General features: G+C 29.1%; 13 protein-coding genes. 12 read left to right on the top strand and 1 reads right to left on the bottom strand.

Annotation, left to right across the window (positions count from 1 at the left end; genetic code table 11):
• Nucleotides 1–46: 46 nt before the first annotated feature.
• From pdxS to CLFE_RS24310, 12 genes are all read left to right on the top strand, one after another.
• Nucleotides 47–922: a pyridoxal 5'-phosphate synthase lyase subunit PdxS gene (pdxS, locus tag CLFE_RS18810; RefSeq protein ID WP_139356185.1), complete on the top strand. Its 876-nt coding sequence runs from the start codon at nucleotides 47–49 to the stop codon at nucleotides 920–922.
• Nucleotides 922–1482 carry a pyridoxal 5'-phosphate synthase glutaminase subunit PdxT gene (pdxT, locus tag CLFE_RS18805; RefSeq protein WP_077893877.1) on the top strand — a complete coding sequence of 187 codons (561 nt, stop codon included), beginning with the start codon at nucleotides 922–924 and terminating at the stop codon, nucleotides 1480–1482. Before pdxS ends, pdxT begins: the two co-directional genes overlap by 1 nt.
• Nucleotides 1483–1642: 160 nt before the next feature.
• Complete coding sequence (locus tag CLFE_RS18800; protein WP_169850960.1) at nucleotides 1643–3118, top strand: spore germination protein; 1476 nt, start codon at nucleotides 1643–1645, stop codon at nucleotides 3116–3118.
• On the top strand, nucleotides 3111–4205 hold the full coding sequence (locus tag CLFE_RS18795) for a GerAB/ArcD/ProY family transporter (protein ID WP_077893875.1): 1095 nt from the start codon (nucleotides 3111–3113) through the stop codon (nucleotides 4203–4205). The genes CLFE_RS18800 and CLFE_RS18795 overlap by 8 nt, the downstream gene beginning before the upstream one ends.
• Nucleotides 4192–5295: a Ger(x)C family spore germination protein gene (locus tag CLFE_RS18790; RefSeq protein WP_077893874.1), complete on the top strand. Its 1104-nt coding sequence runs from the start codon at nucleotides 4192–4194 to the stop codon at nucleotides 5293–5295. The genes CLFE_RS18795 and CLFE_RS18790 overlap by 14 nt, the downstream gene beginning before the upstream one ends.
• Nucleotides 5296–5389: 94 nt before the next feature.
• Complete coding sequence (locus CLFE_RS18785) at nucleotides 5390–5767, top strand: GntR family transcriptional regulator (protein WP_077832369.1); 378 nt, start codon at nucleotides 5390–5392, stop codon at nucleotides 5765–5767.
• Between the two features lie 15 nt (nucleotides 5768–5782).
• The gene (locus CLFE_RS18780; protein WP_077893873.1) at nucleotides 5783–6895 is read left to right on the top strand and encodes a DUF1648 domain-containing protein; all 1113 of its coding nucleotides are present in this window, start codon (nucleotides 5783–5785) and stop codon (nucleotides 6893–6895) included.
• 636 nt (nucleotides 6896–7531) lie between these two features.
• Complete coding sequence (locus CLFE_RS18775) at nucleotides 7532–9109, top strand: WG repeat-containing protein (RefSeq protein WP_077893872.1); 1578 nt, start codon at nucleotides 7532–7534, stop codon at nucleotides 9107–9109.
• A gap of 73 nt (nucleotides 9110–9182) precedes the next feature.
• Nucleotides 9183–11048, top strand: coding sequence for an ATP-dependent zinc metalloprotease FtsH (gene ftsH, locus CLFE_RS18770; RefSeq protein ID WP_077832366.1), 1866 nt, complete (start codon nucleotides 9183–9185; stop codon nucleotides 11046–11048).
• Complete coding sequence (locus tag CLFE_RS18765) at nucleotides 11003–13168, top strand: HelD family protein (RefSeq protein WP_077893871.1); 2166 nt, start codon at nucleotides 11003–11005, stop codon at nucleotides 13166–13168. Before ftsH ends, CLFE_RS18765 begins: the two co-directional genes overlap by 46 nt.
• 80 nt (nucleotides 13169–13248) lie before the next feature.
• Nucleotides 13249–13914: an FMN-dependent NADH-azoreductase gene (locus CLFE_RS18760; RefSeq protein ID WP_077832364.1), complete on the top strand. Its 666-nt coding sequence runs from the start codon at nucleotides 13249–13251 to the stop codon at nucleotides 13912–13914.
• Nucleotides 13915–13944: 30 nt separating this feature from the next.
• Nucleotides 13945–14823, top strand: coding sequence for a phosphatase PAP2 family protein (locus CLFE_RS24310; protein WP_077893870.1), 879 nt, complete (start codon nucleotides 13945–13947; stop codon nucleotides 14821–14823).
• Between the two features lie 55 nt (nucleotides 14824–14878).
• On the opposite strand, the gene CLFE_RS18750 is transcribed toward CLFE_RS24310, so the two are convergent.
• Entirely contained in the window at nucleotides 14879–16063 is a 1185-nt protein-coding gene (locus CLFE_RS18750; RefSeq protein WP_207651390.1) for a cation diffusion facilitator family transporter, read from the bottom strand.
• Between the last annotated feature and the right edge of the window lie 207 nt (nucleotides 16064–16270).

The following is a 16270-nucleotide window of genomic DNA, read 5'->3' as shown; positions in this document are numbered from 1 at the left end:
AATATATATATGTAATATGATGGAAGTATATTTTGGAAAAGGAGTTATGAGTATGGATAGAAGTGAAATGAATAAAAATCTCGCTCAAATGTTAAAGGGTGGGGTAATAATGGATGTAGTAAACAAGGAGCAGGCCATAATAGCTGAAAAAGCTGGAGCTTGTGCAGTAATGGCACTTGAAAGAGTTCCAGCAGATATAAGAAAACAAGGCGGAGTAGCTAGAATGTCTGATCCTAAAATGATAAAGGAAATCAAGGATGCAGTAACAATACCAGTTATGGCAAAGGTTAGAATAGGACATTTTGTTGAAGCTGAAATTCTTCAGGAGATGGGGATTGATTTCATAGATGAAAGTGAAGTTTTAACTCCAGCAGACGATTCCTACCATATTGATAAAAAAGATTTTAATGTTCCTTTTGTTTGTGGAGCAAGAAATCTTGGAGAAGCTTTAAGAAGAATTGGTGAAGGTGCTTCAATGATAAGGACAAAGGGAGAAGCCGGCACTGGAAATGTTGTTGAGGCTGTAAGACATATGAGAACAGTTATGGATGATATAAGAAAAGTTAAAAATGCAGCTAAAGAACAAATTATGACAATTGCAAAAGAACTTAATGCTCCTTATGAACTTGTAGAATATGTATGGCATAATGGAAGGCTTCCAGTAGTTAATTTTGCAGCGGGTGGTATTGCTACTCCTGCAGATGCTGCTCTTATGATTAAACTTGGAGCAGAAGGTGTATTTGTTGGTTCTGGTATATTTAAATCCGAAAATCCAGAAAAGAGAGCAAGGGCTATTGTTATGGCAGCTGCCTATTATGATGATCCTAAGGTACTTGAAGAGGTTTCATTTGATCTTGGAGAACCGATGTATGGACTTGAAATAAACAGCATAAAAGATAGATATCAAGAAAGAGGCTGGTAATGAGAGTTGGGGTTCTAGCTTTTCAAGGAGGAGTTACGGAGCATATAAGTCATATAGAAAGACTTGGAGTTGAGTCCGTAAAAGTAAAGAGTGTAGAGGATTTAAAAAGAATAGATAGATTAATAATACCAGGAGGAGAAAGTACAACAATTGGAAGATTTTTAATGCTTTCCAATATGATAGATTATTTAAAGGAAGAAATATACTCAGGTATGCCAGTTTGGGGAACCTGTGCTGGTATGATACTTTTAGCAAAGGAGATAGAAGGTAGTAACATTAGTTATATTAAAGCTATAGATATAACAGTAAGAAGAAATGCATACGGAAGTCAAATTGATAGTTTTAATACAAGAGCTTGTATAGAAGAAGTTTCTTTAAATGAAATACCGCTTGTATTTATAAGAGCACCATATATAACGCATATTGGTGAGAATGTGAAGTCTTTATGTACTCTTAAAGGAAATATAGTTGCAGCTAAAAGTAGAAACGTTATTGTAACAGCTTTTCATCCAGAGCTTACAGATAATTTGGAATTTCACGAATATTTTATAAAAATATAATATAATAGAAAGCTACCATGTAAATAGGATATCTTGTTTATATGGTAGCTTTCTATTAATGTAGATTATTTCTAAAAATTACTTGAGTATATACTTTTTTGTTTGGTAATACTAAAAAAGAAATACTTTAATTAAAGCTTTTTTGGGAAGGAGAAAAAATGTGAATACAAACAATAAAGCTACTACTATTAGTGATATAAAGAGTGCTATTGGTGATGATAGCAATTTAATAGTTAAAGAAATTATAATAGGAAAAAGACAGCAATTAGATGCAGTAGTAATATATATAAATGGTTTAGTTAACAAAGATATGATAGATATGAATATTATGAGTCCATTAATGTTTCAGGTAGATGAAGAATTTGATTACAATAGAGAGCTTGCAGATTATTTATGTAAAAAATATATTTCAGTTAGCAATACTAATATAGAGACAGATTTAAATAATGTAATTGAAGATATTAAAAGGGGAAAAACCGCAGTTATTATTGAAGGTTTAAATAAGTTTATTATAGCAGATACAACAGGTGGACCTTACAGATCAATAACAGAACCACCTAGTGATGTATCCTTAAGAGGACCTAGAGAGGGCTTTATAGAAAATTTAGAGACAAATTTGACTATGCTTAAAAGAAGAATAAAGGATAGAAATTTAAGGACTGAAAAGTTTACACTTGGAACAAGAAGTCAGACAGATCTTGCTATGGTATACATAGATGACATAGTAGATAAAGAATATTTAAAAAAAATAAAAGAAAAGGTAAAAAGTATAGATATTGATTCAGTATATGGGAACTCAATAATAGAGCAGTGTATAGAAGAACATACATATAGCTTATTTCCTCCAGTTTGTGGCTCTGAAAGACCGGATGTTATACAAGCAAATCTTTTAGAGGGTAGAATAGCATTTATATTGCAAGGAACTTCTTATGTAACTGTATATCCAAGTACGTTTTTTGATTTTTTTCAAACAATAGAGGATTACTATGGAAGAATGCTTCAAGCTAACTTTATAAGAATTGTAAGAATGATTGCAGTGTTTGCAGTTACTAGTCTTCCAGCTATTTATATAAGCTTTATAAAATTTAATGCAGAGCTTATACCTATTGAATTTGTTCAGTCTCTTATTCAATCTAGAAAGGGTATAGCGCTAACACCATTTATGTCGTTACTAGCTATGAATTTTACAATAGAATTATTAAGAGAGGGTGGATATAGACTACCAAACAAAATAGGGCAAACTCTCAGTGTAGTTGGAGGTATTATTATTGGTGATGCTGCGCTTAAAGCAAAAATTGTTAGTTCAACAACTCTTTTAGTTGCGGGAATAACTACAGTAGCTGCGTTTGTAATATCTAATTATCAAATGTCTGTATCAATAAGATTAATTAATTATCCAATGTTAATATTGGCAAATTGGCTTGGAATGCTTGGAATAATAGTAGGGTGGTTTTTTATGTTAGCTTACCTTTGTGCTATGGAAAATTTTGGGGTACCTTATTTTTCTTTTAATATAGATGATATTAAGGATGTGTTATTAAGGGTACCAATATGGAAAATGAATAAAAGACCTAGTATTATTCCAAATAAAAATCCAATAAGGCAAAAGGATTTTAGAGGTGGAAAAAATGAATAAAAGTAATGATGTATATTTATCAGGAAGTCAAATTACTTTTTATATGTTTGCATCCTTAATTGGGGTTGGTTTTACGTATCTACCTAATGCGGTTATAGAAAAGGCAAATCAAGATGGTTGGATTGCGTGTATTGTGGGTGCAGTTTATCCACTATTTTTAATTTTGTGTGCCAGTTATATGTGCAAAAAATCTCCCAAAGAAAATATATTAGTGCTTAGTAAAAAATATTTTGGAGGCATAATAGGAAATATTTTAAATTTTATTTTTATAGGTTTCTTTTTATTTGTTTTGACTTCAGAAATAGAAGGATTTAATAATGTATTTACTGTATATGCCTCCGATTTTTTAAAGGGATATCAGGTTATAGCACTTACGTTAGTAGTAACTGCTTTTGCTGCATATAAGGGCATAAAGCCACTAGGAAGATTATGTGAGGTTACATTCTATTTGACAATTATTTTAATTGTGCTACCGATAGAAACATTAAAGGAAGGAAATATATTAAATATTATGCCAATTGGTCAAGCTGGCTTAGCGAATGTACTTAAAGCATCGAAGGAGACGGCTTTTTTCTATACGGGAGCAGAGGCGGCTTTATTAATATATCCTTTCGCTAAAGGCAGTAAAAAACTGTTAGAGAGCAGTCTTATTGCGCTTGGTCTTACTATGTTTATATATACTTGGGTATGTTTTTTGAATATTTATTATTATGGAATAGATGCCTCGCCTAAATTATTATGGCCCACTATTGGCTTAAGTGACAGTATACATATTCCAATTATAAATAGCTTTAGATTTATATTTATATCCTTGTGGTCTATTGTAATTATAAGATGTATTTCAGTTTATTATTTTGCTGTTTCCTCTGGAATTAGTAGAATAACGAAAAAAATATCAGCAGAAACTGTAACAATTTTCTTGTATCCAATAGTTTTTTTACTTTCAATGTTATATGGTAATACAACTAAAAGGAGATATTATTCGGGAATTTTAACGGAGTACTTTGTAATATTTATATTGATATATGTTTCCATTATAACTATTATAACTAAATTTAAAGAGGTAGGAAAACATGCAAAGGAATAATAAAATAATATTAATTACAATAATTTTAATTCTTGTTTTAGCGTTTTTTAGTGATAAAGGAGAGCTAGTAGAAAACTTGCAAATTCCCATAGCTATAGGAGCAGATATAAAAAAAAATGCGGTAGGAACCATTTATAAGATTCCAGTTTCAATATATTCTTTTGAGGGAGGAGAAAAGGTTAGCAGCTATGTATTAAGTGGAGAAGGTTTTAATTTACCTAGTACTAGAGATACGAGACAGCTTAAATCGGATAAAAAATTTATGCTAGGATTGAATAGAGTATTTATATTTAGTGAAGGGGCAGCGCAAAATGGATTAAATCCCTTTATTGATTTGAATTTGAATAATCCGCAGTTAAATGATAGAGCACTGTGTACGGTGTGTAGGGGAAAAGCTGAGGATATAATTAATCATAAAGCAAAAGATAACATAAATACTTCTGATTATATTGATGGAATGATAAAAAATTTAAAACAGTTTAATTTCTTTTCATCGCAGTACAGCTTTATGGATATTGCCGTAAGAGTTTGTACTGAAGGCAGGGCAACTTTATTACCATATATAGAAATAAAAGATGGTGAAATACAAACCACAGGGCTTGCTATATTTAATAAAGATAAAATGGTTGGTAATGTAGATATGGCAAAAGCTAGGGTTATAAATATGCTTAAAGAAAATAACGTATGGGGGATTGTTACTATTCAGGAAGGTTCTAAATATACTAGCTTGTATGGAAAAACCAAGAATAAAGTTAAATGTTATAAAAAGGATGGTAAATATAGCTTTGTAATAAATATTTCATTAAGTGGTAAAGTTATCAATAACACATTGTACAAAAATCTTAATTCTGATGTGAATCAAATGGAAAGGTTTAAATTAGAGTTAGGGAGAAAGGTAGAGAAGGATTGTAATGATACTATAAAAGATGTAATGAAAGAATATAAAGTAGATGTTTTAGATTTGGGGAGAGTTGCTGCTGCAAAATATGGAAGACATACTGGAGTTGATTGGAACAAGGCAGTAAGTAATTCAGATATAAAAGTAAATGTAAAAATAAGAGTTATCAATGAAGGAAGAGGAAATTATTAAAAGGTGTTTCTAAATAAAGATATATTGCATTAAAAAATTATATTTGTTATATTATATATATAATACTTAGTTATATTATAGGGAAGGTGATTTTGTGCTCATAAAAATAGATTTTGAATCAGAAACACCTATATACGAACAACTGAAAAATCAACTGGTTAAGGGAATGGCTAGAGGAGAGTTAAAAAGAGGGGAAAGCCTTCCTTCAGTTAGACAAATGGCGGAAGATATAGGAATAAATTTGCATACGGTTAATAAAGTTTATAACATACTAAAAGGAGAGGGATATCTTAATATAGATAGGAGAATTGGTGCTGTAATTAATGAAAATATGCCTCAAAAAACTGAGGAATTTTCGGAAAAATTATTAGATGAACTGGAATATGTTATAGCAGATTGTAAGTGTAGAGGAGTAGAAAAGGAAGAATTTTTAGATATATGTAGTAAAATTTATGATGGGTATGATATTTAGATGGGGGTAAGTAATATGAATAACGGAATAGTATTAGGTATATTTACATTTGGCATATTAATTATTTCTACAATATCCCAAATAGTAGCATTTAAAGCAGGACAAAAAGATATATATTTAGGCATTAGAATTCCTTATGAAGAAATAGAAAATTCTAAGCTTAAATATATTGGGAAAAGTTACGTTTTATTCAACATAATTTTTGGAATACCTTTGGCTATATTAATTTCTTATTATGTGTATATAACGGATAACAGTATTGCCTATTTAGTGGCTATATTTGCATTTATATTTTTTGACTTTTTAATTTACTACTATCACAACAGAAAAGTTTATAAATTAAAGAAAAAAGAGGGATGGTTAAAAACCAAAAAGCAAGAGATTATTATAGATACATCCTTTAATAAACAAAAAAAGGAAAAGATGATAGCAGGAAATAAGTGGTTTGTTATATCATTAGTTTTTGTAATAATATGTTTGGTAGTTAATATAATTCAGTACCCTAATATTCCTCATAGATATCCAAGTCATTGGAATATAAGTGGAAATATTACTGGATACTCCATAAAAACATATTTTGCCATTTTTTCTACACCTATAAATCAACTGATTCTTATCTTAATAACATTCTTTATTTACAAGATAACCTTTTGGAGTAAAAACGAAATAAATACAAATGTCTCTATAGAGAATAATATAAAGTTTAGAAATGTATGGGGAATATATATTATAATATTAAATTTTGTTATGCAGATTGTGCTTTTAATTGATGATTTTCAAACAATTCAACTTATTAAAGAAAATATAAGTCTTATAAATATTATAATTATAGTTATTACAATGCTTGTAACTTTAGTATCATTAGTTATAGGATTTAAAGTTGGACAGGGTGGAAGCAAGCTTAAAGCTAATGAGGGAAAAAGAGAAATTGCAATCAATATGAGAGATGATGATAAGTATTGGAAAATGGGTAATCTTATATATTACAATACAAATGATCCATCGATTTTTGTTCAAAAAAGATTTGGAATTGGGTGGACTGTGAATGTGGGAAGCAGAGTTGGACAAATCTTTTATGCGATAATAATTATATTTATTATAGTGAGTTTATTAATAGGAAAAAAATAATTTCATTTAATATAATAAAAGCTGTCCTGTAAATGTAAGTTTAAGTTACATTATAAAGGACAGCTTTCAATCTTAGAACTTAAAGTCATCTTAATTATGACCTACATTCATAACTTCGCACCCAAATACCCCTTTTTTTATTACTTGAGCACTTCGTTACAGATGCAAATTTTCATTCGATTCATTAACATATCTTTAAAAACTATAACAATATTCCAATCATTATAACCCTTAAAGAAAAATTAATAAATCTTCGCTCAACTATTGTAAATCAGTACATAACCTTATATAGTTTAGTCTATATAAAGCAATGTAGAAACTTATAATAGTCTTCCTCCGACATATATAAAACTTACTACATTTAAGTAGAAAAATCCTATATACATCTTTGGTCGAATAATTTTGAGCCCATTAATGAACCCTCATTACTCTTCGCTCAACAACTTTAAATCCTTCGATGTTATTATAATGCCCAGTAGGATTTTTTATATGCATAAGTATTAGATGAATGTAATGGCGTATTTATAACTAAATGTATAAAATTCAAAAAAAAGTAATAGTATATATATATCTTAACTTTGAAGTAATTTTACTATACGTATACCATGATTATTTATAAGGATGGAGGATGAGAGAATGATGGATGGAAAATTTGAAATTAATAAACTTCAAGAGCAGCTTAAAAGAGATCCCTTTGAAAAGTATGATGAATATGAAAAACGCATAAGAGATATAAAGGCTGTAAATATTGCAAAAGGAACACTTGAAGAAGAAAATTATGATGATGACTATGGTTTTTGTTATATAAAAATTGAGTGGTATGGAATAAACTCAGTAGAAAAATTAAAAAGTGAATATTTTTTTTGTATGATAAGTAGAAAAAATTTAAATGGTGATGTGGATTTTAATGAAAAATACGATATTAGCTGTAAGTTTATAGCTGTAGGAGAAAAGGTATATATAGATAATGAAAGTTTAAATATAAGCATTAATGGAGAGAATTATAAAATATACTGTGTTAATTTATACAGACAAGCATTTGAAAGTAATGAGGAGTTTAAAGCTAGAATAACTACAATAAAGCATATACCTGTTGGCAGAATAAAATTTAATAAGAACAATTATGATATAAAAACTTCTTCAATTATATTAAATAGTGAGTGGAGTACAATAAGAGAAGTTAATGTACCTAAATCCTATGGATTGTTTGCTATAATTAATAATGTAACTATTAAAGAAATATGCGAAAGAAATGTTGAGTATATTTTGTATGGAAAGCTTATGATAATAGACAAAATGATAAGTATAGATATGGGAAGTTTATTCATAATGTTTGAGGATAAACCTATGGAGATATTTTCAGTTTGTCTTAATGATATTGATTTCTATAGTAAAAGTAAATTTGAAGATAATATAAAAAGTATATCAACAATAAGTGCAGGTAAAGTAAGATTAAGTCCATCTAAATATGACTTTGAAAAGTTGAATTTTTCTGTAGATGTAATATGGAAAAAATGGGCATCAATATTTGTCAGTGATTTGTGTTCATTTTCTATTAAAGCTTCAAAGGATGATGCAAGTATACTTTATAAGGGTGGTTGTGTTTATGATGTATACATAAATTTTGAAGTTAACGAGGATGGAATTTCAGTAGATAGTATAGAAACTATTACCTTCAATAAAAGTATAAAGCTTCAATATGAGATTCAAAGTAGTGAAGTTGTAGTTTCACCAATTATAGATAACGGAAGTTCGAATGATATTGATTTTGGCATGGGATTAAACTTAATGAGATATATAAGTGATAAAGGTAAATATGGCTACATGGATAGTTCTAAAAGAAAAATATTAATTGAGCCTAAGTATGATTATATAGGAAGCTTTTATGAAGGAGTGGCTAGAATAAATATAAATGATGACTGGGGATTTATAAACCTAAATGGGGATATGGTAATAGAACCAAATTTTACAATGGTAAAGGATTTTCATGAAGGACTTGCTGCTTTTAGCATAAAAAAATTTGGAGTAAAAAAGTGGGGTTATGTTAATTTAAGTGGTAAAATTGTAATAGAGGCTAAATATTCAGAAGCAGGAGACTTTTATAATGGAATTGCAAGCGTTAAACTGCAGGGATTTTTTATGTCAAAGAAAAATATTTATATATCAAAAACTGGTAAGGTGGTTAATTACAAAAAAATGCTTACTGCAAAATAAGTATATTAAAAAATTATTCATAACTTTAAGGATAAATTGTGGTATTATAATATAACGATAAGGAGGAGATGGGATGTTTGATAATAAAAATTTCAAAGATAACAAGTATAAATACGCTATTTTTTATACACTTGGAGCAATAATTTTTGTTCTCATAGTTAATTATGTAGCATCCTCAATAAGAACAGAAGAAATAACATATAATAAATTTCTTGATTTATTAAATGCTAAGAAGATTTCAGAAGTTAATATTTCAGATGAAAAAATAATGATATTGCCAAAAGAGAATGCTGGATTTCATAAAAAAATTCTCTATACAGGTAGAATAGAAGATCCTGATTTGAAAAATGAACTTAAAAAGTCAGGTGCACAAATAAAGCCAGAAATAAAAAATAATGATCCAATAAAAAACTTTTTTATAAATTGGATTCTTCCAATATTACTTCTTGCGTTTTTTGGTAGAATTATATTTGGAAAGCTTGATAAAAAGTTTGGAAATGGAGTTATGTCTTTTGGTAAAAATAATGCTAAACTTTATGCAGAAAGTGAAACTGGAAAAACCTTTGAAGATGTTGCTGGACAGGAAGAAGCAAAAGAATCACTTGTTGAAATTGTGGATTTTTTACATAATCCTAATAAATATGCAGAAATAGGTGCTAAACTTCCTAAAGGAGCTCTTTTAGTAGGTCCACCAGGAACTGGTAAAACTCTATTGGCGAAAGCAGTAGCAGGTGAAGCTAAAGTACCATTTTTTTCGATGTCAGGTTCTGATTTTGTTGAAATGTTTGTAGGAATGGGAGCAGCAAGGGTTAGAGATTTATTCGAGCAAGCTCAAGAAAAGGCACCATGCATAATTTTTATAGATGAAATAGATGCTATTGGTAAAAGTAGAGAAAATGCAATGGGAGGTTCTAATGATGAAAGAGAACAGACCCTAAATCAACTTTTGGCGGAAATGGATGGATTTGATTCGTCAAAGGGAGTTGTTATTTTGGCTGCCACTAATAGACCAGAAGTTTTAGACAAAGCACTCTTAAGACCAGGTAGATTTGACAGAAGAGTTATTGTGGATAGACCAGATCTAAAAGGTAGAGAGTCTATACTTAAAGTACATGTAAAAGATGTTAAAATGTCAGAAGATATATCCCTTGAAGAAATAGCTAAAGCGACTTCAGGTGCTGTTGGAGCTGATCTTGCAAATATAGTAAATGAGGCTGCACTTTTAGCTGTAAAATTTGGAAGAAATAAAGTTGAACAAGAGGATTTAGAAAAAGCTGTTGAAGTTATAATAGCAGGAAAAGAGAAAAAGGATAAAATATTATCAGATAAAGATAAGAGGACAGTTGCATATCATGAAGTTGGTCATGCATTAGTTGCGGCGCTTTTAAAACATACTAATCCAGTACATAAAATAACAATAGTGCCTACAACTATGGGTGCACTGGGATACACTATGCAGCTTCCAGAAGAAGAAAAGTATCTTGTAACTAAAGACGAAATGATGGATGAAATATCCGTATTATTAGGAGGAAGATCAGCAGAAGAAGTTGTTTTTAAGGCTATTTCAACAGGAGCTTCAAATGATATTGAAAAAGCAACCCAAACGGCTAGAAATATGGTTACGGTATATGGAATGACTGATAAATTTGATATGATGGCACTTCAGTCTCAACAAAACAGGTATTTAGATGGAACACCTGTTAAAAATTGTAGTAATGAAGTTGAGTACGAAGCAGATAAAGAAGTATTAAGAATTATAAAAGAAGCACATAATAAGGCAAAAGATATTTTAAATAATAATAGGGAACTTCTTGATAATATTGCAGAAATTCTTCTTCAGAAAGAAACATTGACAGGTAGTGAATTTATGAAAATTGTAAAGGAGAGTTCAGCATGGAAAGAGATGAACGAAACAGCACTGGAGACATTAACAGACTAATTGAAGAAAAAAATAAAGCTGAAGAATTTGAAAGTGAATACTTAAAGTTAAAAGGTGTTATTGAAATTATAAATAAGGAAATAGTCCAGTATGTAAATAAGAAAAAGGAAATTTCACAATATATACTAGACGAAAGAGAGAAAAATCTTGAAGATTACGCAGATGATGAAGATAAGGTAATAGAATACTTTGATCATGAGCGCTATGTAAAAGAAGAAACCTTCAATATAATATACAAAAGGCTTAAGGAGCTTAATATATTATTATCATCACCTTATTTTGGAAAAATTGATTTTGAGGAAGAAAATTTTGGTGAAGAAAAAATATATATAGGAAGATTTGGAGTTACACCTATTGGGAGTTATGAACCATTAATTGTAGATTGGAGAGCACCAATAGCATCAATTTTTTATACTTCTCAGCTTGGCAAGGCAACATATAAAGCGCCTGCTGGTAATATAGAGGTAGATATAAAGAAGAAGAGACAATATATAATAAAAAAAGGTAAACTTGATGGTTTTTTTGATTCTGAAGTTGATGTTAAGGATGAAATACTTCAAATGGTTCTAAGTAAAAACACGGGGGATAAGCTCCGTGATATTATAATGACTATACAGGCAGAACAGGATAATATTATAAGGCAGGAAAGAAATAAAATTTCTGTGGTAAATGGAGTTGCGGGAAGTGGTAAGACAACAATTGCACTTCATAGAGTTGCTTTTCTTTTATATAATTACAGAAATATACTTCAAGATAAAATTTTGATTTTGGGACCTAATCCTGTTTTTATGGAATACATAAAAAATGTACTTCCAAGTCTTGGAGAGGAAAATGTAAGACAGCAAACGTTTATTGATTTTGCTCTCGATATACTTCCACTTGATACTTATGATATTATGAGTACTCAAGATTATATGGAAAAAATTCTTGTGGGAGATAGTGAATTTATAAAGGAAGTAAAACATAAAACCTCTGATGAATATATAAAAGAACTAGATAATCTAATTTATGAACTAGAAAAAGAGTATAGAGATAATATAAAGGACGTATGGTATGGTGATAGAAAAGCCGTTGCTATAGATGAAATAGAGGAACTGTTTACTGAATACTACAAAGCTATGCCTCTTTTTAGAAGAACACAAAAAATAAAGAGAATAATTTTTAGTAAGCTTAAGGATATAAGAGATGAGGAAGTAAGAAAAATACAAAAGGATTACGATGAAGCGATTAAAAGTAGTAGTCAGGAAGAGCTTAATGAACAAGGAAATAAACTTTTATTTCAGAAAAAGTTAGGAATACGCAAAGCTATAAAAAAGGTTATGGATGCTAAAAAAGCTCTAACTTGGCTTCAAGATGCAGATATACTTAGAATATATAATAGGCTTAATCACGATAAATTGTATACAATAGATGATACAGCACCACTTATATATATTAGGATAAAGCTTGAAGGTATAAAACTTCAGCGTGAGATAAAACATGTGGTTATAGATGAAGCACAGGATTATAGTAAACTTCAATTTATGGTAATAAAAAAGCTCACAAATTGCCTTGGAATGACTGTCGTTGGAGATTCAAATCAGAGATTAATTCCAAGATTTGAAGAAAATATTGCCATGGAAAAAATGGATGATATATTTGAGAATATGGATTTTGAAATGTTTAGGCTTAATAAAAGTTATAGATCAACAAAAGAGATAATGGAATATGCTAATTATTTTATTAATGATACTAGTATAATACCATTAGTTAGAGATGGGGAAAAGGTTGAAAAAATAACGCTAGCTAGTGAAGATGAGTTTACAGATACTGTAGTAAATTCTATAAAAGATATGAAAAAAGAAGGTATTGAAACCATAGGAATTATATGTGAAAACATGGAGGATACCAAGTATTTCGGAAAATTACTTAAGACAAAAACACATATAAATATAATAGAGAAGGAAGATCAGATATATATTGGTGGAGAAACAGTTATGCCTTCTTACTTTGCTAAAGGATTAGAGTTTGATGGTGTAATTATTGTAAGTAGGCATGAAAAGAAAAATTTAGATAGAGTTTTGTATGTAATGGCTACAAGGGCGCTTCATAAGTTATGCCATATTAATATTTCTATGTAATAGTTTTTTACTATATATTTAAAATGCTTTCAGAATAATTTTTGACTTTAAAAGAGAAAATACTTTTGGAGGTGTTTTAAATGAAAAAATTATTATATATTTCTGTTAATACAAAGCCTGAAAATGCATCAGTAAGCAAAACTGTAGGAAGAGAATTTATAAATAAATTTCTTGAACAGTATTCGGAATATGATCTTATAGAGCATGATTTATGCAGCGAGTACATTCCTGAATTGGATGCTAGATTCCTTAATGATAATGGAGAAATTGTATCAGGAAATGATTATGCATTATTAAGTGAAAATGACCGAAAAGCTGTTGATAGAATAAATCAACTTTGCGATGAATTTATAAGTGCGGATGTATATGTAATTGCTTATCCTATGTGGAGTTCGCTTTTTCCTTCAAAACTTAAGTCATACATTGATTGCATAATACAAAATGATAAGACTATAAAAATTTCAGAAGATGAAGTTAAAGGACTTTTGAATGATAGGGAAAGAAGTGTTCTTTGTATACAATCATCAGGTGGGGTTTATCCAAAAATAATTTCCTGGAAAATAAATCATGGAATAAATTATCTTCATGATGTACTTAGACAAATAGGAATAAGAAAGTTTGAAAAACTTCTTGTTGAAGGTGTAAATACAGAAGATGTAGGTAGAGATAAAGCAATAGAAAAAGCTTTTAATGAAATTGATAATTTGATTCCTAAAATGAATGTAAGAGATTTGGTAAAACAGTAATTTTATAGTTAAGGGATGGGGGATTAAAAATTGTTTGCTAATAATATTTTAACAGGGCAATATAACATAGAAATAATAAAATTTTTACAACAATTTTCTAATCCCTTTTTAGATAAAATAGCTGAAGCGGTTACTATGACAGCAGAAGAATATTTTATAATAGCATTCATTGCAATAATATATTTATGTATAGATAAAAAACTTGGATACATAATGGCAGTAACAATTTTATATAGCAGTATAATAAATTATTATGTTAAAAGTGTTTTTAAAATAAAAAGACCCATAGGAACCTTTGGCATAAGATCACTTAGGTTACAGACAGCAGATGGATATTCTTTTCCAAGTGGACATACTCAGGGGGCCACTGTTTTTTGGCTTTTATTGGTCAAACATATAAAAAAAACTTACATATATGTTATTGCAGCTATAATGATAATTCTTGTTGGTATATCAAGAATTTATCTTGGAGTCCATAGACCTATAGATGTTATAGGTGGATTTATATTTGGAAGCTTTTGTGTTGAAGTTCTAAATAGGACAAATAAATTGAAAAAGTACAAAAAAAACTTAGTCATATTTCTAGTGATTATTTTTCCAATGATGGCAATCACAATATGTATTAATGATGCTAAATTATATCAGGAATTAGGTGCAGTGTTAGGTTTTATAATTGGACATGATATTCAAGAAAAATATATAAAGTTTAATCCTAAAACTAATGCTATAAATAATATAATAAAGATTTTAATAACGATTTTAGGAATGATTATTTTAAAAGTGTTATTTGATGCTATTTTACCTAAAATGTTAGTGTTTTATTTTATAAAGTATTTTTGTATTTTATTATGGTTTACTACTGGTAATTTATATCTAATTACGAAAATATGTAAGACTTCAAGTTTATAGTATAAAAAAGTACAGCGTGAAATTCTATTTTTTCACGCTGTACTTTTTTAAAAAGCTAAGTTGCAGAATAATCTCTATCAACTGTAATTACACAATCATAATTAGGATGCTTTTCATTTATTTTATTCTTTATAGTATCGCCTAAATTTTCCAGAGTTTGTTCAGAAACTTTCTCGTCAAAGGGAACGACTATATCAAATATTAATTTTTTATCATCACCATCCCCGACAATTCTAAAGTCATGAAAGGATTGGACATACGGAAAGTCTTTAAGGATTTTTGAAACATATTTTTTGGCTTCAGTTACTTCTGGAGAACCTATTAAAAGGGGATCCATATGAATTACCACAAATAAGCCCAATTCTTCAGAAATCATTTTTTCAGTTTCATCTATTTTAGTGTGTATGGTCATAATTGAGATATTATAAGGGACTTCAGCATGGAAAGAAATCATTGTTCTTCCAGGCCCATAATTGTGTATTATAAGGTCATGCACTCCCAGTATAACATCGCATTTAAGAGCCATTTTTTTTATTGATTTTACAAGCTTAGGATCAGGTGCCTGACCTAAAAGTGGATCTATAGTATCTTTCATTAAAGAAATTCCTGACCATACAATTAATCCACCTACAAAAATACCAACATAGCCATCTATAGAGATGGTAGAAAATGCAGATACTAAAAGAGATAAAATAACACTTGAAAGTATATATACATCATTTAAGGCATCAGCACCAGATGCTTTTAATGCAGAAGAATCAATTTTTTTACCAATATTTTTATTAAAAAAGCTTAACCATAATTTAAGAGGTATTGCAATTAAAATTATTATAAAAGAAACAAGATTAAAATGCACAGCCTGTGGTGATAGAATTCTTGAAAATGAAGTCTTTATGAATTCTAAACCTACAATTAGTACTATTGCAGATACAAGAAGTGCAGATAAATATTCTATTCTCCCATGCCCAAAAGGATGTTCTTTATCAGCAGGTTTATTTGATAACTTAAAACCTATAAGGGTTATAATTGAAGCGCTAACATCTGCTAAATTATGAAAGGCATCAGCAATAACCGCAATACTATTTATAAAGATTCCGATGGTTAGTTCTATAATAAATAGTATTATGTTTACTATAAGTCCCATAATGCTACTTAAAATACCGTAATTTTCCCTGACTTTTTTATCATTTATATTTTCAAAGTCTTTTATAAACTTTGAAATAATGAGTTTAATAAACATTCTATCACTCTCCGTGTGTATAAACATTAATATCTAGTGCATCATAATTAAAATTATATTTATTATAACATATAATGGCTATATACTGGAAAAAAATAAATACATTCTGTATACTATAACTTAGGAAATTTAAACTATTTATATATTTATTAAAGTAGTTTTCCTATATGTTAAAATAAAATACTAATCTTATATTTTGGAGGAATA

This window comes from Clostridium felsineum DSM 794, assembly GCF_002006355.2.
In the GTDB taxonomy this organism is placed as follows: domain Bacteria; phylum Bacillota; class Clostridia; order Clostridiales; family Clostridiaceae; genus Clostridium_S; species Clostridium_S felsineum.
Note: the sequence above shows the minus strand (reverse complement) of the source record. Positions and strands in the feature narration are given on the sequence as shown.